23 protein-coding genes are annotated in these 26,320 nt (G+C 62.3%); 9 read left to right on the top strand and 14 right to left on the bottom strand.

The window, feature by feature from the left end; translation table 11 throughout:
• Positions 1 to 86: 86 nt before the first annotated feature.
• Positions 87 to 713, top strand: coding sequence for a L,D-transpeptidase (locus ACPPVP_RS18645; RefSeq protein WP_426536839.1), 627 nt, complete (start codon positions 87 to 89; stop codon positions 711 to 713).
• 143 nt (positions 714 to 856) lie between these two features.
• On the opposite strand, the gene ACPPVP_RS18640 is transcribed toward ACPPVP_RS18645, so the two are convergent.
• Together ACPPVP_RS18640 and ACPPVP_RS18635 are read right to left on the bottom strand one after the other, a co-directional pair.
• The gene (locus tag ACPPVP_RS18640) at positions 857 to 1,063 is read right to left on the bottom strand and encodes a hypothetical protein (protein ID WP_426536837.1); all 207 of its coding nucleotides are present in this window, start codon (positions 1,061 to 1,063) and stop codon (positions 857 to 859) included.
• A 154-nt stretch (positions 1,064 to 1,217) separates the two neighbouring features.
• Positions 1,218 to 3,413, bottom strand: coding sequence for an ATP-binding protein (locus ACPPVP_RS18635; protein WP_426536835.1), 2,196 nt, complete (start codon positions 3,411 to 3,413; stop codon positions 1,218 to 1,220).
• 227 nt (positions 3,414 to 3,640) lie between these two features.
• Between ACPPVP_RS18635 and ACPPVP_RS18630 the strand changes: the two genes are divergently transcribed.
• From ACPPVP_RS18630 to ACPPVP_RS18620, 3 genes are all read left to right on the top strand, one after another.
• The gene (locus ACPPVP_RS18630) at positions 3,641 to 5,017 is read left to right on the top strand and encodes an ABC transporter substrate-binding protein (protein WP_426536833.1); all 1,377 of its coding nucleotides are present in this window, start codon (positions 3,641 to 3,643) and stop codon (positions 5,015 to 5,017) included.
• 152 nt (positions 5,018 to 5,169) lie between these two features.
• Positions 5,170 to 5,589 (top strand): CopG family transcriptional regulator, encoded by a 420-nt coding sequence (locus tag ACPPVP_RS18625; RefSeq protein ID WP_426536831.1) that lies wholly within the window; start codon positions 5,170 to 5,172, stop codon positions 5,587 to 5,589.
• Positions 5,590 to 5,594: 5 nt separating this feature from the next.
• The gene (locus ACPPVP_RS18620) at positions 5,595 to 6,788 is read left to right on the top strand and encodes an extracellular catalytic domain type 1 short-chain-length polyhydroxyalkanoate depolymerase (RefSeq protein WP_426536829.1); all 1,194 of its coding nucleotides are present in this window, start codon (positions 5,595 to 5,597) and stop codon (positions 6,786 to 6,788) included.
• 144 nt (positions 6,789 to 6,932) lie between these two features.
• On the opposite strand, the gene ACPPVP_RS18615 is transcribed toward ACPPVP_RS18620, so the two are convergent.
• Together ACPPVP_RS18615 and ACPPVP_RS18610 are read right to left on the bottom strand one after the other, a co-directional pair.
• On the bottom strand, positions 6,933 to 7,502 hold the full coding sequence (locus ACPPVP_RS18615; RefSeq protein ID WP_426536827.1) for a hypothetical protein: 570 nt from the start codon (positions 7,500 to 7,502) through the stop codon (positions 6,933 to 6,935).
• Between the two features lie 276 nt (positions 7,503 to 7,778).
• Positions 7,779 to 8,045 carry a hypothetical protein gene (locus ACPPVP_RS18610; RefSeq protein ID WP_426538457.1) on the bottom strand — a complete coding sequence of 89 codons (267 nt, stop codon included), beginning with the start codon at positions 8,043 to 8,045 and terminating at the stop codon, positions 7,779 to 7,781.
• Between the two features lie 238 nt (positions 8,046 to 8,283).
• Here ACPPVP_RS18610 and ACPPVP_RS18605 point away from each other — a divergent pair, with 238 nt between their 5' ends.
• The 3 genes from ACPPVP_RS18605 to ACPPVP_RS18595 are packed head-to-tail and all read left to right on the top strand — an operon-like array spanning position 8,284 to position 11,141.
• Positions 8,284 to 8,484 carry a hypothetical protein gene (locus tag ACPPVP_RS18605; protein ID WP_426536825.1) on the top strand — a complete coding sequence of 67 codons (201 nt, stop codon included), beginning with the start codon at positions 8,284 to 8,286 and terminating at the stop codon, positions 8,482 to 8,484.
• Between the two features lie 11 nt (positions 8,485 to 8,495).
• Entirely contained in the window at positions 8,496 to 10,109 is a 1,614-nt protein-coding gene (locus ACPPVP_RS18600) for an alpha-amylase family glycosyl hydrolase (RefSeq protein ID WP_426536823.1), read from the top strand.
• A gap of 24 nt (positions 10,110 to 10,133) precedes the next feature.
• A complete protein-coding gene (locus ACPPVP_RS18595; RefSeq protein ID WP_426536821.1) occupies positions 10,134 to 11,141 on the top strand; it encodes a glycosyltransferase family 4 protein in 1,008 nt (335 codons plus the stop codon).
• 54 nt (positions 11,142 to 11,195) lie between these two features.
• Here the strand turns inward: ACPPVP_RS18595 and ACPPVP_RS18590 are convergent, their stop codons facing one another.
• From ACPPVP_RS18590 to ACPPVP_RS18575, 4 genes are all read right to left on the bottom strand, one after another.
• Positions 11,196 to 13,121 carry a potassium transporter Kup gene (locus ACPPVP_RS18590; protein ID WP_426536819.1) on the bottom strand — a complete coding sequence of 642 codons (1,926 nt, stop codon included), beginning with the start codon at positions 13,119 to 13,121 and terminating at the stop codon, positions 11,196 to 11,198.
• A 154-nt stretch (positions 13,122 to 13,275) separates the two neighbouring features.
• On the bottom strand, positions 13,276 to 15,174 hold the full coding sequence (locus tag ACPPVP_RS18585) for a potassium transporter Kup (protein ID WP_426536817.1): 1,899 nt from the start codon (positions 15,172 to 15,174) through the stop codon (positions 13,276 to 13,278).
• 158 nt (positions 15,175 to 15,332) lie between these two features.
• Positions 15,333 to 16,160, bottom strand: coding sequence for an OmpA/MotB family protein (locus tag ACPPVP_RS18580; protein ID WP_426536815.1), 828 nt, complete (start codon positions 16,158 to 16,160; stop codon positions 15,333 to 15,335).
• 33 nt (positions 16,161 to 16,193) lie between these two features.
• On the bottom strand, positions 16,194 to 16,967 hold the full coding sequence (locus ACPPVP_RS18575; RefSeq protein WP_426536813.1) for a motility protein A: 774 nt from the start codon (positions 16,965 to 16,967) through the stop codon (positions 16,194 to 16,196).
• Positions 16,968 to 18,486: 1,519 nt separating this feature from the next.
• Here ACPPVP_RS18575 and ACPPVP_RS18570 point away from each other — a divergent pair.
• Together ACPPVP_RS18570 and ACPPVP_RS18565 are read left to right on the top strand one after the other, a co-directional pair.
• Entirely contained in the window at positions 18,487 to 18,777 is a 291-nt protein-coding gene (locus tag ACPPVP_RS18570; protein WP_426536811.1) for a hypothetical protein, read from the top strand.
• 276 nt (positions 18,778 to 19,053) lie between these two features.
• Positions 19,054 to 19,809: an outer membrane protein gene (locus ACPPVP_RS18565; RefSeq protein WP_426536809.1), complete on the top strand. Its 756-nt coding sequence runs from the start codon at positions 19,054 to 19,056 to the stop codon at positions 19,807 to 19,809.
• Positions 19,810 to 19,930: 121 nt separating this feature from the next.
• On the opposite strand, the gene ACPPVP_RS18560 is transcribed toward ACPPVP_RS18565, so the two are convergent.
• The 6 genes from ACPPVP_RS18560 to ACPPVP_RS18535 all read right to left on the bottom strand — a co-directional run bounded on the left by ACPPVP_RS18560 (position 19,931) and on the right by ACPPVP_RS18535 (position 26,256).
• A complete protein-coding gene (locus ACPPVP_RS18560) occupies positions 19,931 to 20,896 on the bottom strand; it encodes a Bug family tripartite tricarboxylate transporter substrate binding protein (protein ID WP_426536807.1) in 966 nt (321 codons plus the stop codon).
• A 44-nt stretch (positions 20,897 to 20,940) separates the two neighbouring features.
• Positions 20,941 to 21,651 carry a hypothetical protein gene (locus ACPPVP_RS18555; RefSeq protein WP_426536805.1) on the bottom strand — a complete coding sequence of 237 codons (711 nt, stop codon included), beginning with the start codon at positions 21,649 to 21,651 and terminating at the stop codon, positions 20,941 to 20,943.
• A gap of 28 nt (positions 21,652 to 21,679) precedes the next feature.
• A complete protein-coding gene (locus ACPPVP_RS18550) occupies positions 21,680 to 22,351 on the bottom strand; it encodes an RraA family protein (RefSeq protein WP_426537927.1) in 672 nt (223 codons plus the stop codon).
• Positions 22,352 to 22,529: 178 nt separating this feature from the next.
• On the bottom strand, positions 22,530 to 23,411 hold the full coding sequence (locus tag ACPPVP_RS18545) for a CDP-alcohol phosphatidyltransferase family protein (RefSeq protein WP_426537925.1): 882 nt from the start codon (positions 23,409 to 23,411) through the stop codon (positions 22,530 to 22,532).
• A gap of 80 nt (positions 23,412 to 23,491) precedes the next feature.
• Positions 23,492 to 24,190, bottom strand: coding sequence for a phosphatidylserine decarboxylase (locus tag ACPPVP_RS18540; protein WP_426536803.1), 699 nt, complete (start codon positions 24,188 to 24,190; stop codon positions 23,492 to 23,494).
• Positions 24,191 to 24,249: 59 nt separating this feature from the next.
• Complete coding sequence (locus tag ACPPVP_RS18535; RefSeq protein WP_426536801.1) at positions 24,250 to 26,256, bottom strand: ABCB family ABC transporter ATP-binding protein/permease; 2,007 nt, start codon at positions 26,254 to 26,256, stop codon at positions 24,250 to 24,252.
• Between the last annotated feature and the right edge of the window lie 64 nt (positions 26,257 to 26,320).

The following is a 26,320-nucleotide window of genomic DNA, read 5'->3' as shown; positions in this document are numbered from 1 at the left end:
ATCGTCGGGTTCTTTCCATCGATGCCTTTATTTCTGCACTATTTGAGCAGCAAATGGACCGATGTAGCGCTTCGGGGGGACTTGCAATGCCAAGATCCGGAATAGCGTTTTCACTTATAGGATTGGTCGGGCTGCTCGGCGGCTGCATGCAAACGACGCTTGCGCCGTCATCGAATGCCAGTTTGACCCCAAGGGACCGGCAGTTGCTCGCCCACCCGCCCTATGCGCAGGCGAGCATTCCGGAGACGTATCGCCGGCATATTGTCGACTACACGCGCAGGGAGCAGCCGGGCACGATCCTGGTCGATACCAATTCGAAATATCTCTATTACGTACTGCCGGAAGGCAAGGCGATCCGCTACGGCGTGACGGTGGGCGAGGAGGCGCAGGCCTGGTCCGGCGTCGCGACCGTTGGCAAAGTCGCCGAATGGCCCGACTGGATTCCGACGGCGGAGATCCAGGCGCGGCTCGGCCCCTACCCCAAGCGCGTGGCCGGAGGTCCGGCCAATCCGCTCGGCGCGCGGGCGCTCTACCTCTACGAGGGCAACAAGGACACGCTGTACCGCATCCACGGCACCAACCAGCCGGAATATATCGGTCAGGCCATCTCGTCGGGCTGCATCCGCATGCTCAACGAAGACGTCATCGATCTCGTGAACCGGGTGAAGCCGGGTGCGATCGTCGTCGTCCTCCCGCCGGGAAGGAGCGCCTAGCAAGCAAGGTGCAACGAAAAACCCCGGCGTAAAGCCGGGGCCTGAAAGCCATGGCGTACATCCGGCCATGACGATCAGATCCCCATTTAGCACACCGTTCTTGAACAAAGTATGACGTTGGCTGCTCGGGCCTGCCGGCAACGTCAGCGACTGACGCTCTCGGCATCGTCTGCAGGCAACTGCGACATCGGCCGCTGTTTCATGAGCGCGTCCATGCCGTTCCGATGCAGCCAGAGAAGCCCCAGGGCAAGCTGCCGCAAGTCATTGCGGGCCGCCCCGATCGGCAACCTTCTTGCCCGGCGCAGTGCGTCGGCAGCTTGCTTTTCCAATGCCGACAGCTCGCGTTCCACCTGCTGTTTCCGATCAGGTTCCGCTTTGCTGTCTAACGCATTTGACGCACAAGCTCTGTGAAGGAGCTCACTAGCGGCTCAGGCATACGCTGCATCGGTGCCTGGGGTGTAGGGCAGGAACGGATCTCATTTTGCTTTTTCGCAAGCTGCCATCTCACGCGGCCGGATTGGGCCGGACGTGCCGGGCTGGAATGCTCGCGTCTCGTTCCAGCGGCAGGGTAAATTGAAAGACGGCGCCCCGAGGTTCATTCGCGCTCGCCCACATCCTTCCCCCGTGCGCCTCGACCATCGACCGGCAGATGGCGAGGCCCATGCCCATGCCCTCGGGCTTCGTGGTGTAGAAGGCCGTAAAAACGCTCTCGGTATCCGCAGCGTCCAGGCCCGGGCCGGAATCACGTACCGTGACGAGCACGCCGCCGGCGGCCTCCCTCTCGGTGTTGATCCACAGCTCGCGCGTCCCCTCGGCGATGCTGCCCATGGCTTCAACGGCATTGAGGATCAGGTTCAGGATCACCTGCTGCAGTTGCGTGCGATCGCCATCCACCCCGGGCAATCCCGGTGCGAGCTCGGTCTGCAGCAAGATGCCATGATTGAGCACTTCGCTTCGGGTCAGCGCGACCATTTCGAGGACGGCTTCATTGAGGTCGAACCGATCCTTCCGCGGTGGCAACTTGTTGACGAGGGTCCGGATCCCGCTGATGACGTTGCCGGCGCGCTTGCCGTCCTCGACAATACGGTTGAGGGAGGCGCGAACCTCGTCGAGATCGGGCGGTTGGGCGCGCAGCCAGCGCAGGGCGGCCTGGGCGTTGGTTACTGTCGCGGCGATGGGCTGGTTGACCTCATGGGCGATCGAGGCCGACATCTCCCCCATCGTGGTGACGCGATTGACGTGCGCGAGTTCCGCCTGCATGGCCCGCAAGGCTTCCTCGGCCTGCCTGCGTTCGGTGATGTGCCGCCCGACGCCGCGGTAGCCTGTGAAGCGTCCCGTCTCGTCGAACACCGGCAGCCCGGAGACGGACACGTAACGCTTGCTGCCGTCGGGAGCAGGCCGCGCGAGCTCAAAATCACGAAATGGCAACTTGGCATCGAGCGTCTCCCGGTGCTTGCGCCAGGCCTCTTCGTCGGGCTCCAGGTAAGGCACCTCCCAGCGCCTCTTGCCGATCTCGGAGCCCAGCGCCGGCGCGTCGACAAGGCTCGCCGCGAACTCCTGGTGAGTAAAGCGATGTTGCGCATCGGTCTCCCAGTACACGTCGAAGGAGAACTGCACGAGGGTGCGAAAGCGCTCCTCGCTCTGCCGCAGCGCTTCTACCGCCCGCTTGCGCTCGGTCAGATCGAGCACAAAGCCAACACCCTGACTTGTACTTTCCCCGAACATCGTCCCACCGATCAGCACCGGCACGCGGCTCCCGTCTTTCCGCAAATACTCTTTCTCGAATGGTTGGGCAGTCCCGATCCGCTTGAGCTCTGCCACGGTGTGCTCGTCGCGGTCGCGCCATTCCGGTGGCGTCAGCGTTGTCCGGTGCAGGCGCCCGGCGATGAGATCCTCCCGGTCGTATCCCACCATGCGGAGAAACTCGTCATTCGCCTCAAGAATGCGCCCCTCGACTTCCCAGATGATGATGCCGACGATGTTGGCGTCGACCAGGCGCCGGATCTTCTTGTCACGCGTCAGGAGATCGCTGTGGAGCGCGACGTTCTCCGCGATCGCCTTGCGCCGCCGGATCGCTTCGAGCCGCGCGAGCGCGAACGCCACCACCGCCAGGACTGCGACAATGATGACTGCCGTCGCAATCAGCCACGCCTTGCGATGTTCGAGTGCTTCGGCGCCCCTCTCCTGATCCACGAGCAGGAAGCGCTCGTGGTCCACCATCTGGTCGATCTGCGATCTTATCTCGTCCAGGCTGCGGATCATCGCCAGCGCTGCGGGCCCGGAGCTGGTTTGGGCGGTTTTGACGATGTCATCGATCTCGCGCAGCTTTGCTGCAACGGTCAGCGCCAGATGCCCGGCACGATGGTTCTGCAATGGATCGCCCGCCACCAGAGCCTGGAGCGCCTGCGCGTCCCGCCGCACGCTTTCGTCGGAGACGCCGTAGGCCTTGAGATATGAGGGGTCGAGAGTCAGCAGGTAGCCGCGCCTTTGGGCTTCCACGTCGGCGATGATCGTTTTCAGCCGATCCAGCGTCTCGAGCACCTGGCGGCTGCGCTCGTGCGCAAGATTTGCCGCTTGTCGCTCCTGCCAATATCGGAGGCCGAGAAACCCGCTCCCGGCAACCACGGTTAGAAGCACTGCGATCACCAGCGCAAGCGGACGCGCAAACCATCGGGAGGACTGGCTCAGAGTGACTGACATGGCCCAGGTCTTCGATGCTCGCGTGCGCGATTGTTTTCTGATGCCGACGCAGAGCATCGCTAGTATAATGGAAATGCAGCCACGGTCCGCATAGGTAAAACGGGAACCGGCACGCTCAACCGCGCAGATTACACCGGCCCCTTACTCCCCTCGCAAGGGGGCCAGAACGCCACGGTTAGGGCTCGCCCGCGTGTTGCGAAGGCGGATACCCCGGCAGGAGCGACCACATGGCTCCAAATGAAAAGTTGCCGAACAGTCCAGGGGCGGCCAGCCGGCGCAGCTTCGTCAAGGGATTGGGCGCAGCGGGGGTGGCCTTGCCGGCCCTTGCCATGCTGCCGCGGCGGGGTTTCGCAGAGGACCTCGCCGCGGGCTATGCCAACGCTGCGATCGATTGGAAACAATTTGCGGGACAGACGATCACGCTCGCGGGTGCGATCCATCCCTGGTCGAACGCGATCACTCCGCTTTTGTGGGATTTCACCAAGCTCACCGGTATCAGCGTCATTACCGACTTCCGGCTGGAGACCACGTATCTCGGCGCGCTCGCGGTCCAGCTCAACCGTGGCGACAACACACCCGACGTCTTCATGTTCACGACCTATGGACAGGGTATCTCGGGAGGATGGCTCGAGCCGCTGAACGCCTATTACTCCGACAAGTCGCTGAGCGATCCCGGCTGGTATGACGAGAACGACATTCTCAAGACAGCCCGGGCCTTTCCGTTGTGGCGGAACGGCGAACGCTACGCCGTCCCGATCACATCGGAGGCGGTGACCTTGTTCATCAACGGCGAGGCGCTGGCAGCCAGGCACCTTCCAGTTCCCCAGACCTTCGAAGAACTGCTGGTGACCGCGAATGCGATCAAGACCGATGAGATGTCCGGGATAGCCATGCGGGCCCAGGCCGGCGGCAATTCGTCCGTGCCGGCCATGAGCTTCCTGTTCTCCTATGGCGGGGCGATGATCAGCGACAACAAGGCCGCATTCGCAAGCCCCGAGGCGATCGCGGCCATCGAGATGTACGGCCAGTTGCTCCGTCAGGCCGGCCCCCGCGGCGTGAGCGGCTACGAATGGTACCATGTGCTGGACGATTTCCTGCAGCGCCGGACGGCGATAGCGATCGACAGCAGCAATTTCGCGACCGACATCTCCAATCCGGCAAAAAGCCACGTCACCGACAAGGCCGTGTTTGCTGCCTTTCCACATGTCGCCGGCCGCACCTCCGTACCCTTCATGTCGCACTGGCAGGCGTGCATCAATTCGAAGTCACGAAACAAGCGGGCGGCTTTCCTGTTTCTGCTGTGGGCGACCAGCAAGCCGACCTCGATGCGCACCGCCGCGGCGGGGCTGGCGACGACACGCGTGTCGGCCTGGTCGAGCGAGGGCTTCAAGAAGGCGTTCGGCGCACAAGCCGCGGAGGCCGCGCTGACCAACTTGCAGAATGCCGATGTCGAGCGCGCCAAGGCGATCCTTTTCCATTCCCATTCGAGACCGATCCTCGACGCCTTCATGATCGGCGTGAACGAAGTGGTCTCCGGCGCGAAACCGGCAAAGATTGCGATGACCAACGCCGCCGAGAAGGCCAATGCCGTGATCCGCGGATAGCGAAGCCGTTCCCGCCCCTGCCCCGTCTCGCTCGAAAACGCTTCTCACTGTGGTGCCGGAAACAAGATCCGCGCTTCCCAGCGAGCACCCTTGAATGCCCTTCCAAAACATCCATATACCATCCATATAGATGGCGTAAGGATGGTACGGCCGTGGCGAACAATGTCCGGGAATTTCGACCCAAGCCGCCCGAAACAGAAAAAATCACGGTCAATCTTGGTTATGTCGACCTTGGTCACGTCGATCTCATGGTCCAGGAGGGGTTCTACTCGAACCGTACCGATTTCATCCGGACGGCGATCCGGAACCAGCTCGAACGTCACGCCGACGTCGTCAAGCAATCAACGGCGCGAAAAAGTCTGGACCTCGGACTGCGAAACTACAGCCGCGAGGATCTCGAGGCGGCGCAGCGCGCCGGTGAGATGCTGCACATCAATGTGCTGGGCCTTGCCAGCATCTCCCAGGACGTCACGCCCGAGTTGGCCCGCGCCACCATTGCCTCCGTCTCGGTGCTCGGCGCGCTGCATGCCAGTCCGGCGGTCAAGGCCGCTCTCTCCGACAGAACAAGGTGAAGGCGATGCTGAACCAGGACATCATTCGGGAGGCGACACGCCTCACGCGCGCGGGTCAGCTCGTGGAGGCCACCGCGCTGCTTCAGCGCATGCTTCGTGGCGAGCCTACGCCGGACGCGCCGGCGGATACCGGCGGTCGCGCAGCGCTTGCAGGACCGCTCATCATTGACGTGAGGGCCAATGTTGTTGAGGAGACGGATCGTCCTCCGCAATCGGAGCCGGCCACCACCGCACAACCGCGCATGCGCCGCACGTTGCCGGATCGCAAGGAAGCGCGCTCCGGGATCGGACTGCGAGATGTGATGAAGCGCGCCCCGCGCTCCACGCCGGACATCGTACCGGAAGGCGCCCGGTTCATCGAAGGCACGTACAGCAGCCCTGCGGGAAGCCGCGCCTACCGGCTCTTCATCCCGAGCGGCTATCGGCAGCAGCCGCTTCCCTTGGTGGTGATGCTTCACGGCTGTACCCAGTCGCCGGATGATTTCGCCGCCGGCACGAGGATGAACCTACTCGCGGAAGAGCATCATTGCTTCGTGGCCTATCCGGCTCAGCCCAGCCGGGCAAATCAGGCGAAATGCTGGAACTGGTTTCGCACCGCAGACCAGCAGCGCGGCAGAGGCGAACCCTCGCTTATCGCAGGCATCACGCGACAAATCATGGATGACTATTTGGTCGATCGAAAGCGCGTCTACGTTGGCGGGCTGTCGGCGGGAGCGGCGGCTGCGGCAATCATGGGAGCAACGTACAACGATCTGTACGCGGCCATCGGCATCCATTCCGGCCTCGCGTGCGGGGTCGCCACCGACCTTCCCTCTGCGCTTGTCGCGATGCGACAAGGCGGGCCCAATCCCAAGGTCATTTCAGGTGACCGGCCACCTGTCCCGACCATTATCTTTCACGGCGATCGCGACACGACCGTGCATCCAAACAACGGCGATCAGATTCTTGAACAGTCTCTGGGAGCGACGAGGACACAAAAGAAGGTGCATCGCGGGCAAGTCCCCGGAGGGCATGCCTATACAAGAACGATCCTGAGCGATGCGCATGGACGGGGAATATTGGAGCACTGGAATATCCACGGGGCCGGACACGCATGGTCCGGAGGCAGCCCCGCGGGCTCCTACACCGATCCGCGAGGACCGGACGCAACAAGGGAAATGCTGCGTTTTTTCCTCGAGCACTCGCATCTAGAGGAGTAAGCCGCCTCAGTCGGCAGCCGATCTCGTGATTTAACGTGTTGGCACTTTTTCGGAAGTGAGAAGGCGGGACGGCGGTAACCGTTTAGTCAAGCAAGCCGCCGTTGACGGCTCTCAATAAGCGGCCCGCCTCTGCTGTTCGTAACGCTATTTCCGCTGCTCCCACTGCATGAACTTATCAAGCAGAGCCTGGGATTTTTCAGGCGCTTCCTTGGCCGTTGCAGCGGGGGCGGGTTCGGAAATGGCCGGGGATTCGCTTCCTTGTACCTTTTGAAACTGCTTGAATCCTTCAAGCAGTGCCCGGGAGTCTTCGGACGCCGCCGGGGCCGGCGTGGCCGACGCAGGCGTCGAAATGGAAACGGCGAGTTCGGAGGGATCGCTTTTCGATTTTGGAGAAACGTTTAACACAACCAGCGCCAAGATCACGATGGCACCGATCGCTACGGTAATTGCACCCACAGTGGCGAGCAGTCCGCGTGATCGACGGCCCTCGTAAGCGAACTGGGACTCCAGCGGGCGAGCGAATTTCGCGAAGGCTTCCTCGCGCATCTCATCAAAACGAGACGAAGAGGCATGGGGAGGCAAATCGACCGAGCGCGTCTGCAGTGGCGCGTTAGATCGGGGCTCTGCCATGCCGCGCGCCGAGCGCGGTGCGTAGTACAGCGGATCCTGCGGACTGACAGGGTCAGGTTGGTCGTTCGCGCCGACGAAACTCATTTGCGCTACTCCTTACAATATCCGGACCATTGCATCGAAATCTTTGCAATTCAAGGCTTTAGCCCGGCCTTCGAACACAGTCCCACACAATTTGCTGCAGGCATTCGCGCCCTGCGCGCGGCGGCCCAGCCGGGCAATCCTCAACCCGCCGTCCCCCTTAGCTTCCAACAGACTGATCCAATCCGGGATGGCTGTGGAGTCAGATGTTCTGTTCCCCACGAGAAACAGTCAAGCTGTTGCCGCCCTGCGACAATCTAGGCGGAATTTTTGTGGGGATCACGCCCCTAGATCGTGATTTGCTTCCACGACTCGCCCGGTCGGAATCTGGAAATAGTCGTTGGCGGAGCGGCTGAGGCCGACGAACGCCAGATCCTGCCAGCGCGGCATGCCCGGATGTGCCGCACGCTTGAGCAGGTGGCAAGACAGGAGCAGAAGCTCCGAGAGATCGACGGGAAAGGCCGCCTCAATTGCTTCCGCCCGTCCAACCTTCCCGTTGAACCTTATTGTGCCCTCCGCAGACGGATAATTGCCGGGGGATTTCACTGTCCGGATTCAACACAGCGCCACCAGGCATTATTCGGCTTGGGGGCGCTGTCTGCATTGGCGGCCTATTTCGGCCGGCGCCAGTCGCCCAAGTCCGTGGACAAAGGGTTCGGCGCGTTAAAGTTTCTTAAGTTGGCAACCGAACATAAAGGGCATCTACTCCTCCCATCACCGCCCCGCCTTCGGCTTCCATCGGTGACTGAGAGTGTTGTGCTCCCGCCCGTTTCGGAGAGCCAGCATGCCCCGCATCCCGCGCAACCAACCCGAAGCACCGTTGCAAGACCGTCTGATGCCGGAGGCGGCGCGCCTCAAGGACGAGGCGAATGAACTGCCGCCGGGTCCGCTGCGCGACGCCAGGATCAGAAAAGCTCGCCGGGAAGTAACCGCTTCCCATCTGAATGCGTGGCTTTCGTCTCCCGGCCTGCAACCGCCGCAATAAGGCCGCCTCGGTTGGCGGCCTCTTTCGGAATTCCCTGGTGGCAGGCGGGTGTGATCTACCAGATCTATCCGCGGTCCTTTCAAGATACCAACGCCGACGGCATCGGCGATCTCAAGGGGATCGAGCGGCGGCTCGACTATCTCACCAGCCTTGGCGTCGACGCGATCTGGATCTCGCCGATCTACCCCTCGCCGATGGCTGATTTCGGCTATGACGTCGCAGACTATTGCGACGTCGATTCGCGCTTCGGCGCGCTCGCCGATTTTGACAGTCTGCTTGCCCAAGCCCATGCCCGCGGGCTGAAGATTCTGCTCGACTTCGTGCCCAACCACACGTCGGACCGGCATCCCTGGTTCGCCGAGAGCCGCGCCTCGCGCGATAATCCGAAGCGGAATTGGTACATCTGGCGCGATCCTGCCCCCGAAGGCGGGCCGCCCAACAACTGGATCAGCGATTTCGGGGGCGCGGCATGGCAGTGGGACGAGGCTACCAGCCAATATTACTACCACGCCTTCCTGAAGGAGCAGCCGGACCTCAATTGGCGCAATCCGGCCGTGCAAACCGCGATGTACGACGTGATGCGCTTCTGGTTCGACCGGGGCGTGGACGGCCTCCGCATCGACGTGCTGTGGCACCTGGTCAAGGCGGCTGACTTCCCCGACAATCCGCCAAACCCTACCTATCAGCAGGCGATGGGCGATATGCACCGCGTGCTCCAGCTCCATTCGACCGACCAGCCCGAGGTGCACGCGATCGCCGCCGACATGCGCGCCGTCGCCGATCGTTACGCGGCCGGTGGACGGAGCGAACGCGTGCTGATCGGCGAGATCTACCTGCCGGTCGATCGGCTGCTGCACTATTACGGCCGCGAACGGGCCGGGGTGCACCTGCCCTTGAACTTCCAGCTCATCGATGCACCATGGCAGGCGCGCTCCCTCGCAACGCTGATCGCCAGCTATGAGGCGGCGCTTCCGCCGGGCGCCTGGCCGAATTGGGTGCTCGGCAACCACGACCGGCCGCGCGTCGCGGCCAAGCGTGGGCAGGCCCAGGCTCGCGTCGCAGCGATGCTGCTGCTGACCCTCCGCGGCACCCCTACCCTCTATTACGGAGACGAGTTGGGCTTGAGCGATGTTGCGATCCCGGCTGCCCAGATTCAAGATCCGCGCGAGCTGCGCGAGCCCGGCCTCGCCCTGGGCCGCGATCCGGTCCGCACGCCGATGCCGTGGGATGGGAGCGACAATGCCGGCTTCACCACCGCGAAGCCGTGGCTGCCGCTCAATGCCGACTGGCCTGCTCGCAACGTTGCGCGGATGGCGCAGGAGCCCCATTCGATCCTGGCGCTTTATCGCCGATTGCTAGCCGTCAGGCGCGCGCATCCAGCGTTGGCGACCGGCGACTTTGCGCTGCTGGATTCGGAAGGCGATGTACTCGCCTATCAGCGTCGGCACGGCGCCGGGCGCTTGATCGTAGCCCTGAATCTCGGCGGACATTCGCAGCGCCTGGAGCTGCCGGACTGGGCGGGCGATTGCCGGGTGCTGTTATCCACGGTCGCCGACGCAGCGCTGGCCGAAGACGGCGCCGTGCTGCTGCGCGCAGACGAAGGCCTGATCCTGATGGCTAGTTAACGAAAAGCAACGGAGGACAATCGCGTGCGTATTGCCATGCTGGCTCCGATCTCCTGGCGCACGCCGCCGCGCCATTATGGTCCATGGGAGTTGGTGACGAGCCTGTTGACCGAGGCGCTGGTGGCGCGCGGCATCGACGTCACCTTGTTTGCCACGCAGGATAGCCGGACGGCCGGCAAACTGGCCGGTGTCTGCCCGGCGCCCTATTCCGAGGACCCCACGATCGACGCCAAGGTTTGGGAGATGCTACACGTCGCCCATGTATTCGAGCGCGCGAGTGAGTTCGACCTCATTCACAATCAGGCCGATTTCGTGCCGCTCGCATTCTCGCGTCTGGTGGAGACACCGGTGGTGACGACAATTCACGGCTTCTCCTCGGAACGCATCCTGCCTGCCTTCAAGGCCTACGAGGATCGCGTCCATTATGTCGCGATCAGCGATGCCGATCGCCATCCGGACCTGCGCTATGCTGCAACAATCCACCACGGTATCCGCCTGGAGGATTTTCCCTTCGACCCGCACGGCAGCGAAGACTTGCTGTTCTTCGGCCGCATCCACCCGGACAAGGGAGCGGCCGAGGCGATTGCGGCGGCAGGTCGCGCGGGCCGGCGGCTGATCATGGCCGGTATCGTCCAGGATCAGGACTATCATAACAAGCAGGTCGTGCCCGCGCTGGACGAGCGTTCGGTGATCTATCGCGGCCCGGTGGGCGGAGCGGCCCGCACCAACGCCCTGGGCTCCGCACGCGCCCTGCTCCATCTCATCAATTTCGACGAGCCGTTCGGACTATCCGTCGTGGAAGCGCTCGCCTGCGGCACGCCGGTGATCGCCTGCAACCGCGGATCGATGCCCGAACTGATCGACGATGGCGTGACCGGCTTCCTGGTCAACAACGTCGATGAAGCCGTCAATGCGATCAGCCGCATCGGCGAAATCGATCGCGCGGTATGCCGGGCAGCCGTGTCCGAGCGCTTTACGGTAGAGCGGATGGCCGATCGATATCTGGACCTGTACCGATCGCTGCTTGGCTGAGGACCGCTCGGCTTTGATTGGCCTGCGCCGATTGGAATTGGGGGGCTCACGCCGCTAGATCGTGACCTGCGTTCCCACTTCCACCACCCGCCCCGTCGGGATCTGGAAATAATCCGTGGCGTCATTGGCGGAGCGGCTGAGGCGGATGAACAGCAAATCCTGCCAGCGCGGCATGCCCGAATGCGCAGCCGGCTTGAGCGCACGCCGCGACAGGAAGAACGACGTCGACATGATGTCGAACTGCCAGCCGAGCTTGCGGGCGATCGCCAGCGTCTTCGGCACGTTGGGCGATTCCATGAAGCCGAACTTCAAGGTGACCCGCGAGAAGGTCTCGCTGAGCTGCTCCATGCGCACCCGCTCGGCCGGATCGATCCGCGGCGTCGGCGCGGTTTCGATGGTGAGAATGACGTTCTTCTCGTGCAGCACCTTGTAGTGCTTCAGGCTGTGCATCAGCGCCGTCGGCGCACTGTCGGGATCGCTGGTCAGGAACACGGCGGTGCCGGAGACGCGCTGCGGCGGCCGCTTCTCCAGCATCGCCACCAGATCGGCGAGCGGGAATTCCAGCTTGCGCGATTTCTCGAACAGCAGCCGGCTGCCGCGGCGCCACGTGTACATCAACAGCATCACGATGCCACCCAGCGCCAAGGGCACCCAGCCGCCCTCGAACACCTTCAACAGATTGGCCGCGAGGAAGGTGATGTCCAGGAACAAAAACGGCGCGATCAGGGCGGCCGCCGCGAAGGGCGACCACCTCCAGACTCGCCAGATCACGACAAAGCCCATCATGGCCGTGACCACCATGGTCCCGGTCACGGAGATGCCGTAGGCCGAGGCCAGCGCGCTTGACGAGCGGAACAACACCACCAGCAGAATCACCGCAATGAACAGCAGCATGTTGATGCGGGGGATATAGATCTGGCCGGAATGGGCTTCCGACGTATGACGAATTTCGAAACGCGGCAGCAGCCCGAGTTGGATGGCCTGGCGCGTCAGCGAATAGGCGCCGGTAATGACGGCCTGGCTCGCGATCACGGTCGCCGCGGTCGCCAGCGCCACCATCGGGATCAGCGCCCAGTCCGGGAACATCAGGAAGAAGGGATTCTCGATCGCCTTGGGATCGGCGATCAGCAGCGCGCCCTGCCCCAGATAGTTCACCGCCAGCGACGGCAGCACGATCATGAGCCAGGCGGTCTGGATCGGCCGCTTGCCGAAATGGCCGAGGTCGGCATAGAGCGCTTCCGCGCCGGTGACGGCCAGAAATACCGCACCCAGCGTGATGAAGCCGATCAAGCCGTGATGGAGCATGAAGGAGACGGCATGGAACGGGTTGAGCGCCAGCAGCACTTCGGGATGGCGCGCAATCTGCGGCATGGCCGCAATCGCGATGACGGCAAACCAGACGCACATGACCGGTCCGAAGAACGCAGCGACGCGGGCGGTGCCGCGGGATTGCACGGCAAACAGCGCCACTAGGATGATCACCGTCAGCGGCACAACATAATGTTCGAAGGTGACGGTGACGAGCTTGATGCCTTCGATCGCCGACAACACCGACAGCGCCGGCGTGATCACCGCATCGCCATAGAACAGCGCACCGGAGATGATGCCGAGCAGCACGATCGCAGCCCCGCCCCTGGTGACGGCACGCTGCGCCAACGCCATCAGCGCCAGCGTTCCGCCCTCGCCGTTATTGTCAGCGCGCAGCAGGATCACGACATATTTCAGCGTCACCACGACGATCAGCGCCCACAGAATCAGCGATAGCACGCCAAGCACGGCCTGCGGCGTGGCCTCGGTCGCACCGCCGCTGGCGGCAACGACGGCCTCGCGCAGCGCGTAGAGTGGGCTGGTGCCGATGTCGCCATAGACGACACCGATACTGCCCAGCATCAGGGCTTTAAAGCCGGCGGTGGAATGCGCTTCGCCATGCCCATTGGCCGCAGGCGTTTCCGCCGCGGCGACCGCACTTTCAGATGACATTGGGGTTGCCTCGGCTAACTACCGCACTGCACAAATGCAGGATCGCAGGCCTATACTCCCGGCACGAGCCCAGCAGATCGGCTGAATTCAGGCCTCCGGTATGCACTTTGCGCATGGACTAATACCCAGCGGTCGGCCAAGTCTTGTTGATTGATCAGATAGTTACCTGCGTTCCAACTTCCACGACACGCCCCGTCGGGATCTGGAAGTAGTCGGTCGCGTCATTCGCCGACCGGCTCATGCCGATAAACAGGTGATCCTGCCATAGCGGCATGCCCGACTGCGCCGAGGGTTTCAACGAACGCCGCGACACGAAGAACGACGTCGCCATGATGTCGAACTGCCAGCCGAGTTTGCGCGCGATCACCAGCGCCTTGGGCACGTTCGGCGATTCCATGAAGCCGAACCGCAGCCGCACGGTCGAAAACTTCTCGCTGATGGCTTCCATCTTGACGCGCTCGGAGGGATCGACGCGCGGCGTCTGGGCGGTCTCGATAGTCAGGATCACGTTGTGTTCGTGCAGCACCTTGTTGTGCTTGAGATTGTGCATCAGCGCGGTCGGTACGAAGCTCGGATCCGAGGTGAGAAACACCGCCGTGCCCTTCACGATATGGGGCGGCCGTTTTTCCAGGCTCTTGATCAGGTCCATCAATGGCACCTCGATCCGCCGCGTCTTGGCGACCAGGATCGCCGCACCCCGCCGCCAGGTCCAGATCATCACCGCCACGGCAATGCCGAACAGCAGCGGCACCCAGGCGCCTTCGAACAGCTTCAAGAGGTTGGCGGCAAAGAAGCTCATGTCGACGACGACGAAAGGCAGGATCACGGCCGCCGCGGTCGCCGCGCGCCAGTTCCACAATTTCCAGACCACGACGAAGCCCATGATGCCGTCGACCACCATGGTGGTGGAAACGGCGATGCCGTAGGCCGAAGCCAGACCGCTCGAGGTGCGGAACAACAGCACCAGCAGCACGACTCCGATCAGCAGCAGCCGGTTGACGCGCGGCAAATAAATCTGGCCAGCATGGGTTTCCGAGGTGTATCGCACCTCGAAGCGCGGCAAGAGGCCGAGCTGCACGGCTTGGCGGATCAGCGAAAAGGCGCCTGTGATCACCGCCTGGCTCGCGATCACGGTCGCGGCGGTCGCCAGCACCACCAGCGGCAGCAAGAGGATTTCAGGGACCAGCCGGTAGAACGGATTTTCGATCGCCGCCGGATCGGACAACACCAGCGCGCCCTGCCCGAAATAATTGATCAGGAGCGCCGGCATCACGAGATAGAACCAACCGGCCTGGATCGGCTTGCGTCCGAAATGGCCGAGGTCGGCATAAAGCGCCTCGCCGCCGGTCACGGCCAGAAACACCAGGCCCATCGTCACCAGCCCGATGGTGCCGTGGGAAAGCATGAAATGGATCGCATGCCAGGGATTGATCGCTGCCATGACAGTGGGATCGTCCGAGATGTGGACGAGGCCCATCACCGCCAATGTCGCGAACCAGACCACCATGACCGGCCCGAAGGCGGAGGCGACGCGGGCGGTGCCGCTGCTCTGCACCGAGAACAGCACGACCAGAATGAAGATCGTCAGCGGCACCACATAATGTTCGAGCGCAGGCGTGACCAGCTTAAGGCCTTCGACCGCCGACAACACCGAAATCGCCGGCGTGATCATGGAATCGCCGATGAACATCGAGGCGCCGACGACGCCGAGCGCCAGCAACGGCAGGCTCCGCCGGCCCAATGCCCGCTGCCCTAGCGCCATCAGTGACAGCGTGCCGCCCTCGCCGTTGTTGTCGGCGCGCAACAGCAGCAGCACATATTTGGCGGTCACGACGATGAACAACGACCACAGGATCAGCGAGAGCACGCCCAGAACGATGGCGCGCGACACCGGGGCACCATTCGCGGCATGGGTGACGGCCTCGCGAAACGCATACAGTGGCGAGGTGCCGATATCGCCGAAAACAACGCCAATACTTCCCAGCGTCAGGGCCAAAAAACCAGAGGTGGCCTGCCCCTCATGGGCTTCGGTAGATGTGACGCTGACAGTCATGATGGAGAGGAACGTTCTCGTCGTTAAATTGATCCGGGCGGCTATCGACGCTTCCACGCCGCCTGTCAATCATCGGACAAGCATAGCACCGCGCGCGATGCGGAGCTCACGCAAAGCAGATCGAAACGGCGAAGTGGTATTATGGTAGTTCCGTCGTCTTACGGCTTCAAGTTGGGCGGAAGCGGCGGATTCTCGCGCATCAATGTGATGGTGACGCGACGGTTTGCGGGCAATGTCGGATCGTCTGGAAACAATGGCTGGCTGTCGGCCCTGCCGCCGACGGCGAAGATGTGGGATGCCGGCAGCCCCTCGCGTTCGAGGATCTGGCGCACGACATTGGCGCGATCGGCCGACAGATCGAACGCGCCATAATCCCCGCGCGCCGGCACGAAGCCCGCCGACGTGTGGCCGACAATGTTGACCCGCAGCGGTGTCGCCTTCAACGGCACGGCCAGTTTCTGGATCAGGCGGCGGGTGCGGTCGTAAGGCACCTTGGAGCCGTCGGCGAACATCGAGCGCCCGTCCTGGTCGACGATTTCGAGATTGAGGCCCTGGTTGGTCTCTTCGAAGATGATGTGCTTGGACATTTCGGTCAGTTCCGGCATGTCCTGCAGCGCCTGGCGCAATGAGGCTGAAGCGAGCGCGAACTCGCGATCGACCTTTAGGCGGGCACCGCTTTCGCGCTGACGGTCCTTCTCGTCAGGCGTCGGTGTATTGGAGGAATCCTCGGGCGAAATATGCTCGACATTCTTCAGATTCGGCCGCGTCGGCAGGCCGTCGGATTCGACGATTCCCGAATAGCGGGCCTCGGTCTGCACGCCGAACGCATCGCGCATCGAACCCGCGACGATCTTCAGCTTGGCCGAATCCTGCGTAGAGAACGCGACCAGCATCACGAAAAATGCCAGCAGCAGCGCCATCAGATCGGCGAACGTCACGAACCAGCCGTGACCGCCGTGTGCCTCTTCGCGTTTTTTCTTGGCCATGCTCTATCTCCCCCACCTGGATGCCGCCATCGATCAGGCAGGAACCAGCTCGCCTTCCTCGTGGCGATGTTTTTCGGGCAAGTAGGCCAGCAGCATTTCACGCACCAGCGCCGGGCTCTTGGAGTCGCGGATCATCAGGATGCCGTCGATGATCAGCGTGCGATTGGTTTCCTCGTCGAGCAGCTTGCCATGCAGCTTGTCGGCGATCGGCAGACAGATCAGGTTCGCCACCAGCGCGCCGTACAGCGTCGCCAGCAACGCCACCGCCATGAAGGGACCGAGTTTCGAAGGGTCCGACATGTTGGAGAACATCTGCACCATGCCAAGCAGCGTACCGATCATGCCGAATGCCGGCGCGCAGTCGCCGATGGCGCGATAGATCTTCGAGCCCTCGTTGAGGTGCATCAGGAAGTTGTCGCGGTCGCGCTCCATGTTGTCGCGGATGAATTCGAGATCGTAGCCGTCGGCGACGTAGCGGATACCCTTGGCGAGAAACGGCTCATCGGTCTCGACCTTTTCCAGGCCGACCGGACCCTGTTTGCGGGCGATTTCCGCGATGCGGGCCAGTTCGTCGACCAGGTCGCGCGCCGAGAGACGGCTCATCGTGAAGGCGAATTTTGCCCCCAGCGGCATGCCGTGCAGGATCGCGCTGAGCGGAAAGCGGATAAGGGTGGCGGCAAACGAGCCGCCGAAGATGATGATGACGGCGTGGATGTCGTAAAACATCCGGAAGTCACCACCCATCAGGATCAGCGTCGACAGGACGATGGCGCCGGCGACCAGGCCAAGGAGCGTAGTGATATCCATTCTGAACTCCGACGCATACGCGAACTACCGGCCATTCTGACCGGTCGCGCCGCCCATTCGGAGCCGCGCAGAAGGCACCCTACGACCGCGCTATTAAAGACGCGTAAAGGATAAATCTAAAGCGCGGTCGTAGAATTGCGGGCTTGCGGCCCGCTCATCTCAAGAATTCGCTAACCATAGCGGTCGGTGCTCACTGCGCCTGCGCGCCGATCCCGGCGGCCTTGATGATCGGCCACCATTTTTTCAGCATTCTTAGCGCGGTTAGCGGCGCTGAACTGGCCGCAGCAAGCGCGACCCGCAAAGCGGGACCATCTGTGTGTAAATTGAGTGTGGCTTTGCGCCAAACTGGTCGATCGGTGCTCGACACAACCACTTATTTATGGGCGACGGTTGAACGATCGCTTCGGCGCTCCGGAGTACCCTTCGCAGCTCGGTATTGAAACGTCAGTCCAACGAACCAAGCCCCGGCTTGCCGAGGCTTTTTTGCGGAGGCCGTGGCCTCGGAGGCGTGCTCAAGCGGCCGGCCAAACAAGGGTATTCGCAATACGGGGCTCTCCGACAAGGCGACCCGCCGGGGTGGGCTTGGGGGCCTAGGAAGGTCAACCCTGTCGGATGCGCGCTGTCCGGGAATTCTCCAGATGCAGTGTCGGAGATGAGATCAAACACTTGTGCCGCACGCCATTGTCCCAAGGGACAATCTACCGCTCTCGAGAGCCAAGAAAAACAGCCAATGGGTTCAGCCTTGGCCCGGACCGCGTACTTTTGTCAGATCTGCCTCTTCACGATTTCAAATCCGTTTGCCTCCAAAGCCAGCAGTATGCCCTGAGCCAAGTGCGCGCACTCTTCGGGCTTGATCCAATGCGGACTTCTCCAATCCGGGTCGTCTTCCTTTGGGTAACTCGTGAAGGCTGAGCGAATGGCGGTTTCGATTACGTCTGTTGCATTGTCTGACATCTGGACCCCTCAAGCAGCTAGATGAGTAGTCTTTTCGAATAGCCCAAAGGACATCGTTCCGCGCGGGACATTCCGTTCGCCCCAAGGACATCTTCGACCTCACCCGGTTGATTGATCTAGGTCAAGACCGTGCCTTCGGGCTCAGGCCATTTGAACTGCTTTGCAGAAGAGAGCTAGCATGAACTGGCTTAGCCCCTTGTTCGGCATTGCATTCGCGTTGTCTGCTCAAGACGCATTCGCAAAGAGCCGCTTGACCGACCCAGTTAAGATTGCACGAGAATGCAAGGGCGACATCGAGCTCTTGTGCAGAGGACTTCGCCCTGGTGGCAGGCGCATAATAAGCTGCCTCAAGGAACGGGTGACGGAATTGTCGCTCGCGTGCTCAAGCGCACTTAAGTCAACGGAATAACTGAAGCCGAAGCACTCTGTGCCCAAGACGGCAGGTCGTCATTGCCCCTGTCGCGCAAATTATCGCCAAGCGCCGCGCACCACGCACCACATTTGTTTGACCTAGATCAACGCCGTCGTGACGGGGGAAGCCCCCATCGGGAGACGACGACGCATTGTGGACCGCCTGATGTTGCTCAGGCATGGGACTCGTGACGTGCATGGGTGGAAGATGCCGCCTATCTGGTATGTGACCTTTGAAGTACGTGCGCGCGGCGTGTTCCCGGAACGCCGAAGCCCTCGCCTTACCAACACCTTCGAGACTGAAACGGAAGCCAGGGACTTTGCCCGTGCCAAGCTGCAAGCAGGACTGATTGTTTTCGCAGGCACAATCAATCCTCATGTTCCACGAAAGCTTATTCTCTCGCACGATATTGCGGCCTGGGTGGCCGAAGAGAAGGAAGAGTAGGCCGCGCGGCGCGCTCGCGCGGGCGGTGCGAGTTCGAGCTTAACAGCGTTGCATCAGCCAAAGGCGGTGCCTGGATCGGCGCTGATTGCTGGCGCTGCTCCGAACCCAGTCCCCTAAAAAAATCCCGGCGATGAAATAGCTGGGACCAGCAATTTTCTTGAGTGTTGCCAATTTGGCACGGGGGGAGCGGGAATCCCGGGCGTAGGCTTCGAGTCGGAAGCTGGGACATACGCGCAGACAGTCCAATAGACAGCAACGAAATTGGAGAAACGTTTCATGAGGAAATTCCTACTCGGCACCGCGGGCCTGTTGGCGGTAGGCATTGCCGCTCCGGCGTCAGCCGCAGATATGGCCGTCAAGGCTCCGCCACTCGCCCCGCTTCCGGTGATCTACAATTGGAGCGGCTTCTATATCGGTGCCAATGGCGGGTGGGGCCAAAGCCATAATTGCTGGGATTTCGTATTTGTCGTCGGACCAGCGTTCAGGGACGGTTGCCGCGATCTTTCCGGAGGTGTCATCGGCGGCCAGATCGGTTATCGCTGGCAAGCTAGCCAGTGGGTCTTCGGAGTGGAGGCACAAGGTGATTGGGCCGATTTCAGCAGCTCACGCATCAGCCTCCTCGATCCGACGCTCTCAACCAGAGTGAAAACTGACGGCATCGGTCTCTTCACGGGCCAAATTGGTTACGCCTGGAACGCAGCCCTATTCTACCTCAAGGGCGGCGCGGCTGTAACCAGCAATCGCTTTAACGTCTTCGACACGCCCACCGGGATCGGTCTGGTCTCAGCAAGCTCCACGCGCTGGGGCGGCGTCGTCGGCGTCGGATTTGAGTACGGCTTCACACCGAACTGGTCATTCGGTGTTGAATACGACCATCTGTTCATGGGGAATGCGAATAACTCCTTTACCGTGGCCGATCCGCGCCTTGCGGGCATACTCAACAACCGGATCAGCCAAGATGTGGATATGGTCACCTTACGGCTAAACTATCGCTTCGGCGGCTACGGAGCCCCGATCGCGGCTCGATACTGATACCCCACTCCAGCAAACTGAGCCCCGGCTTACCGGGGCTTTTTTTCCTGAAGCGCGACCTCGGGCCCCCGCTTGAGCGGCTGCCGAAACTCTCGACCTCTTTTGGCGATAGTGGGCGCAGTTATTGCGCCTGCGCGCCGATCCCGGCATCCTTGATGATCGGCCACCATTTTTCGATCTCGGCCTTCTGGAAGGCGGCCAGTCCTTCCGGCGTCTGCTGCGCGCGCGGCGCGATGTCGAGCCCCAGTTCGGTAAACCGCTTCTGGATCGCGGGGTCGGCCAGCGCCTCCACCGTCGCGGCGTTGAGTTTTGCGATGATATCCTTCGGCGTGCCCTTTGGCGCCCAGAAGCCGAACCAGCCGGACATATAAAGGCCGGGCACGCCGGTCTCGTCCGCGGTCGGAATATCCGGCATCGAGGCTGAGCGCGTCGGCGAGAGATTGGCGAGCGCCTTGATCTTGCCGGCGCGGATTTGCGGCAGCGCCACCGCGCCCTGCACTACCAAAAGATCCACCGTGCCGGACATCAGGTCGGTCATCGCAGGGCCCGCGCCGCGATAGGGAATGAACTGCACCTTCTGCTTGGTCAGGTTCTCGAACAACACGCCGGAGACGTTCGCTGCCGCGTTCTGGTTGACGAAGTTGATCTTGCCGGGATTGTCCTTCATCCAGGCGACCAGTTCGGCAAGCGTATTGGCCGGCAGGTCGTTCTTGGCGACCAGGAGCTGAGGATTGTTCGAAACCAGCGCGATCGGCTCAAAATCCTTTTCGAGATCGTAGTCGAGCTTGTAGATAATGCTGCCGACATGGGTGTCCCACTGGCCGATGTCGAAGGTGTAGCCATCCGGCGCGGCGCGGGCGACGCGCCCGACACCGATGCTGCCGCCGGCGCCGCCGACATTTTCGATCACGACGGACTGCCCGAGCGTTGTGCGCATCCGCTCGGCCATGATCCGCGCGGCGGCATCGGTCGAACCGCCCGGCGGGAACGGCACCACCAGCGTGATCGGCCGGGAGGGATAGGTTTGCGCCTGCGCAAGGGCGCCGCAACTCATGACCAGCAGCAGCGCGGCAACGAGCTTCCTCATCACTCCCTCCCCCAATGTTGAGCGTGCATTCTTGCACGTCTTGGCTAGTTCAAACTAACCTTTGGAACGCTCGCCTGCATCAGAAGCGCCATGGACGGAACGCTGTACAACGCGGAGACGGTTTCCCGGTTCTTTTGATAGAGCACCAGGACCTTGTCATCGGCAATTTGCTTGACGGCGTAGAGCTGATCGACGCCCTCGATTAATTTCCTGTAGTTTGTCCCGTCCGTCGCGCTCGTCGCAAGGCAGATGGCATCCTTCTCGGTCAGTCGCTTGTCGCCATCGCTGTCTTTCTCGACAACGACATGAACGACCGCAACCGCCGCGCGTGACGGATCGTTCGCATCTTTCACTTTGTTGAACAGCGTGTGGCTGTCGAGAACCAACTGGCCAACGCCGTTGAACAGCCATCGGCTCTCATTGGTGGAAATGTTCAGGAAAAGAAGGTTGACGACCTGCTGACTCCCGCCCGAATAGATCGATCCCACGCCATAGCGGCGTCCGCGGTAAAGAGGAACTTGCACGTAGGATATCCCGGCGATTGCGCTTGGGTTGCCCAGCGAAAATTCCTCTGATGCTTTGTCCTCCCGGTCGACGTTGACGATATTGGTGGTCCGGTGCGGTCGTGATTCCGCATTGAAGATGCTCCACCCGGCGGACAGGCCCAGCACAATGCAGGTCGTGGCGGCTCCCGCAATTGCCAGCGCGTTGAACCGCCAGACATATTTGAAGAAGCGGCTTTCGCTCGGTTGCACGACCGTATCCACCTGGCCAACTGCCCGCTTAGTGGATCTCGGACGAACGCTTCAGCGCCTCTTTGAGCTTCTCGAGCGTGAAATCCGGGCTGCGCGCGATTTCCAGGATCGGCGTTTCGCGCCGGCCGCAGAGTTCGGCGGCTTCCGGAATCTTCGCCGCGATATCGGTGGGGATCACGATGGCGCCGTGCTGGTCGGCGTGGATGAGATCGTCGGAATGCACCGTCATGCCGGCGACGCGCACTTCGCCGCCCCAATGTTCGGCATGAACCCAGGCGTGCGACGGCCCGACCGAACCGGCCAGCGCCTGAAAGCCCGGAGCCCATTGCGGGATGTCGCGAATCGAACCGTCGGTGATGACGCCGAGACAGCCGAGCGCCTTGTGCACGTTGCTCTGCACCTCGCCCCAGAACGCGCCGTAGCCGGCATCGGCGCCGTCGATATCCTGGATCACGGTGATGCGCGGACCGAAGCCGGTGCCGACATATTCGTAATAGGCGATGCGGCGCTTGCTCTGCTCATCGGCCGGAAGCGTGGATTTGAGCACCGAGCGGATCGTCACGGTGCGGGCATAGCCGACGATGGGGGGCAAATCGGGGAACGGGCAGACCAGCGGTTTGGTGGTGTAGCCGATCAGGCGGCGCTCGGGGGCTACGATTTCCATCGCATTGCAGATCGTCGGCGTGTCATAGCGCGCCAGCGCTTCGAGGACGGAAGCAGGCAGCGGGGCGGTAATGGCTTTGTTCACGGCGTTCTCTCCTGATTTTTCGGCCCGGCTCTTTGAGGCCGTACGTCGCTTTAGCCCTATAGCCGAGATTGGCGTCGAACCCAACTCGGCGACGGCTCATGGCTGATATATCGGAAGCGGCGCGAAGCGCTCAGTTCAGCCGCACCGGCCGCTCATCCTCGGCATCATCAGCGGCAGGCGAAAACGTCGCCGCCGGAGCTGACGGCGCGGAGGTTTCAGCCGCAGCAGGCGGCTGCGCGGCCGCGGCATTGCGCTCGTGGTCGCGATAGGTCTTCCACCCCCAGGGCAGGCTCGCGAGATAGATCACCGAGCCGATCGACAGGATGTGCCAAGGATAGCCGATCAGCAGCGCGACGAAGAATACCACCGAGACGAACACCGGCAGCACCATTTCCGGCGGCACCCGCATCCGCACCGTCTTGCCGGAAAATACTGGCAAGCGCGACACCATCAGGAATGCGATGAGAAGCGTATAGCCCGCGGTCAGCATGGCCGGCGGCTTCGAGATGCCGAGAAACGCCAGGTAGAACGGCAGCATCGCGAGGATGGCGCCGGCCGGTGCCGGCACCCCGGTAAAATAATTCGCCGCAAAGGCGGGTTTGTTCGGATCGTCGATACTGGCGTTGAAGCGCGCCAGCCGCAGGCCGCCCGCGATCGCAAACACCATCGCCGCGATCCAGCCGCCATTGTTCAGCTCATGGAGCTGCCAGAAATACAGCATCAGGCCGGGCGCGACGCCGAAATTGACGAAATCCGCAAGGCTGTCGAGCTCGGCGCCGAATTTCGACTGGCCCTTGATCATGCGCGCGACGCGGCCGTCGACACCGTCGAGCACGGCTGCGAACACGATGGCCGCGACCGCAAGTTCCATCCGCCCTTCGATCGACAGGCGGATCGCCGTCAGCCCGGCGCAGATCGCGAGCAACGTGATGACGTTAGGCACCAGCATCCGCACCGGGATCGGGCGAAACCGGCGACGGCGCAGTTCAGGGTACTTTGGATCAGGGGTCAGCATGGCTTGCCATTATATAGCAAGCACCGGTCCGGTTCACCATTGGCAGCGGCCTTAGCCTTTCAGGCGGCCGGGAACGGTTAATCAGCCCGAAACGTCCGGCCCTGCTCGCTCGACCCGAAATCGGCCAAAATCGTCTCGCCGGCAACCGCCGTTTGCCCCTCCGAAACCAGCGATTTCGAACCTTCGGGCAGATAAACGTCCAGGCGCGAGCCGAACCGGATCAGGCCGAACCGCTCGCCGGCACCGATCGACTGGCCTTCCCGCACGAATGAGACAATCCGCCGCGCCACCAGGCCGGCGATCTGGACCACGCCGATCCGACCCTGCGTCGTCGAGATGACCAGCGAGTTGCGCTCATTGTCTTCGCTGGCCTTGTCGAGCTCGGCGTTGATGAAGGTGCCGGGCCGGTAGGCGATGCGGTCGATGCGGCCCGCCACCGGGCTGCGGTTCACGTGGCAGTTGAACACGCTCATGAAGATCGAAATGCGCGGCAGCGGGCGGTCGCCGAGGCCGAGTTCGGCCGGCGGCAAAACCTGCGCGATCATGGAGACGCGGCCATCGGCCGGCGACACCACGATGCCGTCGCGCACCGGCGTGACGCGGACGGGATCGCGGAAGAACAGCGCGCACCAGACGGTCAAGGCGGTGCCGATCCAGCCCAGCGGCGTCCAGATCCAGAACAGGATCAGGCTGACCGCCGCAAATGCACCGATAAAGGGATAGCCCTCGGGATGGATCGGCGGGATCTGCGCGCGGATGGAATTCGCAATCGACATTCGGGCTCGCTGTTATCTGGCCGGCTTCCTTGCCATTCGGAAGTAGCGGGGTATTTGGATTATTCCGCGGCAGTTGCCAAGGGATCTTTAGACAAGGGATCTTTGGGTGCGGTCGGGTCCCCGGACTGATCATGGAGCGGATCATCGACCGGCGGCGGGGCGCGGTTCGGCGTCTCGTTGTCGTCGTCGATCTGGGCGAGCTTCTCCCGCGCCTCCTCGGCTTCGCGCTGCCTGTTCCACATACTGGCATAGAGCCCGCCGGATGCCAAAAGCCCGGTGTGGGTGCCGCGTTCGGCGATGCGCCCTTGATCCAGCACGATAATTTCATCGGCGCCGACGATGGTCGAGAGCCGGTGCGCGATCACCAGCGAGGTGCGGCCACGCGAGACACGCTCCAGCGCTTCCTGGATTTCATGCTCGGTGTGGCTGTCGAGCGCGGACGTCGCCTCATCCAGCACCAGGATCGGGGGTGCTTTCAGCACCGTGCGCGCAATTGCCACGCGCTGCTTCTCGCCGCCGGAGAGTTTCAGACCGCGTTCACCGACCTGGGTTTCGTACCCCTTCGGCGATAGGCGGATGAACGTGTCGATCTGCGCCAGTTGCGCCGCCTGCTCCACCTCGGCATCGCCGGCGTCCCAGCGGCCGTAGCGGATGTTGTAACGGATGGTGTCGTTGAACAGCACGGTATCCTGCGGCACCATGCCGATCGAGGCGCGCAGGCTCGCCTGCGTGACGTTTCGGATGTCCTGGCCGTCGACCAGGATTTTTCCTGAGGAGACGTCATAGAGGCGGAACAGCAGCCGCGAAATCGTCGACTTGCCGGCGCCGGAGGGGCCGACGATCGCCACCGTCTTGCCGGCCGGCACCTCGAAACTGAGGCCTTTCAGGATCGGCCGCTCCGGATCGTAGGAAAAGCGCACGTCATCGAAGCGCACATTGCCCGAACTGACGACGAGCGGCGCAGCGCCCGGGATATCCTTGATCTCGGGATTGCGCTGCAGCACGTTGAACATCTTCTCGATGTCGATGATCGCCTGCTTGATTTCGCGATAGACCATGCCCATGAAATTCAGCGGCTGGTAGAGCTGGATCATCATGGCGTTGACCAGGACGAAATCGCCGACCGTGTTGGTGCCGTTGCGGACGCCGAGCGCGCACATCAGCATGATCGCGGTGAGGCCGAGGGTGAACACGATCGCCTGCCCGGTGTTGAGCACCGCCAGCGAGGTATAAGTCTTGACGCTGTTGTGCTCGTAACGCTCCATCGAGCGGTCGTAGCGTTCGGCCTCGCGGCTCTCCGCGCTGAAATATTTCACCGTCTCGTAGTTGAGCAGCGAGTCGATCGCCTTGGTGTTCGCCTCGGTGTCGGAATCATTCATCTTGCGGCGGATCTCGATCCGCCATTCGGTCGCGATGTAGGTATAGTACATGTAGATCACGACCGTGATCGCGGTGACCAGCACGTAGCGCCAGTCGAACTGCCACAGCAGTACGGCCATCAAGAGCGACACCTCGACGATGGTCGGGATCAGCTGCAGGATCACCATCCGCACGATCACCTCGATGCCGGTGCGGCCGCGCTCCAGCACGCGCGTCAAGCCGCCGGTCTTGCGCTCCAGATGGAAGCGCAGCGACAATTCGTGCATGTGGACGAAGGTGATGTAGGCGAGCTTGCGCACCGCGTGCATGGCGACACGGGCGAAGATGCCGTCGCGCCACTGGGTCAATACCGCCATCAGCACGCGCACCGCGCCGTAGCTTGCGGTCAGCAGCAAGGGCGAGGCGATCAGCCACAGCGTCCAGTTCGAAGCTTCGACCGGCGCGGTGCCCTTGCCGTTGAGCGCATCGATCGCCCATTTGAAGGTGAACGGCACCGTCAGCGTCGCGAGTTTCGCGAAAAGCAGCAGCACCATCGACCAGACCACGCGCATCTTCAGATCCGCGCGGTCGCCGGGCCAGATATAGGGCCACAGATGCACCAGCGTCCCGATCAGGGTCGCTTTTTCAGCGGAGGCGTCGGCCGGAGTGGCGGCACCAGCATGCGGGTGCGAATCAGGATCAGCCATTGGCGTGGCGCCCGGAGCAAGGTGGCGCATCAGTCGCCTTCAGGGAATTTTCGGTAGTCTGCAT

It is taken from the genome of Bradyrhizobium sp. McL0615 (assembly GCF_049993905.1).
GTDB lineage: Bacteria > Pseudomonadota > Alphaproteobacteria > Rhizobiales > Xanthobacteraceae > Bradyrhizobium.
Note: the sequence above shows the minus strand (reverse complement) of the source record. Positions and strands in the feature narration are given on the sequence as shown.

What these genes read in the sequence shown, in the direction of transcription:
- ACPPVP_RS18535 (WP_426536801.1), bottom strand. Translation starts at nt 26,256, where the DNA reads ATGGCTGATCCTGATTCGCACCCGCATGCTGGTGCCGCCACTCCGGCC.
- ACPPVP_RS18620 (WP_426536829.1), top strand. Translation starts at nt 5,595, where the DNA reads ATGCTGAACCAGGACATCATTCGGGAGGCGACACGCCTCACGCGCGCG.
- ACPPVP_RS18560 (WP_426536807.1), bottom strand. Translation starts at nt 20,896, where the DNA reads ATGAGGAAGCTCGTTGCCGCGCTGCTGCTGGTCATGAGTTGCGGCGCC.
- ACPPVP_RS18580 (WP_426536815.1), bottom strand. Translation starts at nt 16,160, where the DNA reads ATGGCCAAGAAAAAACGCGAAGAGGCACACGGCGGTCACGGCTGGTTC.
- ACPPVP_RS18605 (WP_426536825.1), top strand. Translation starts at nt 8,284, where the DNA reads ATGCCCCGCATCCCGCGCAACCAACCCGAAGCACCGTTGCAAGACCGT.
- ACPPVP_RS18590 (WP_426536819.1), bottom strand. Translation starts at nt 13,121, where the DNA reads ATGTCATCTGAAAGTGCGGTCGCCGCGGCGGAAACGCCTGCGGCCAAT.
- ACPPVP_RS18630 (WP_426536833.1), top strand. Translation starts at nt 3,641, where the DNA reads ATGGCTCCAAATGAAAAGTTGCCGAACAGTCCAGGGGCGGCCAGCCGG.
- ACPPVP_RS18565 (WP_426536809.1), top strand. Translation starts at nt 19,054, where the DNA reads ATGAGGAAATTCCTACTCGGCACCGCGGGCCTGTTGGCGGTAGGCATT.
- ACPPVP_RS18645 (WP_426536839.1), top strand. Translation starts at nt 87, where the DNA reads ATGCCAAGATCCGGAATAGCGTTTTCACTTATAGGATTGGTCGGGCTG.
- ACPPVP_RS18585 (WP_426536817.1), bottom strand. Translation starts at nt 15,174, where the DNA reads ATGACTGTCAGCGTCACATCTACCGAAGCCCATGAGGGGCAGGCCACC.
- ACPPVP_RS18575 (WP_426536813.1), bottom strand. Translation starts at nt 16,967, where the DNA reads ATGGATATCACTACGCTCCTTGGCCTGGTCGCCGGCGCCATCGTCCTG.
- ACPPVP_RS18615 (WP_426536827.1), bottom strand. Translation starts at nt 7,502, where the DNA reads ATGAGTTTCGTCGGCGCGAACGACCAACCTGACCCTGTCAGTCCGCAG.
- ACPPVP_RS18540 (WP_426536803.1), bottom strand. Translation starts at nt 24,190, where the DNA reads ATGTCGATTGCGAATTCCATCCGCGCGCAGATCCCGCCGATCCATCCC.
- ACPPVP_RS18635 (WP_426536835.1), bottom strand. Translation starts at nt 3,413, where the DNA reads ATGTCAGTCACTCTGAGCCAGTCCTCCCGATGGTTTGCGCGTCCGCTT.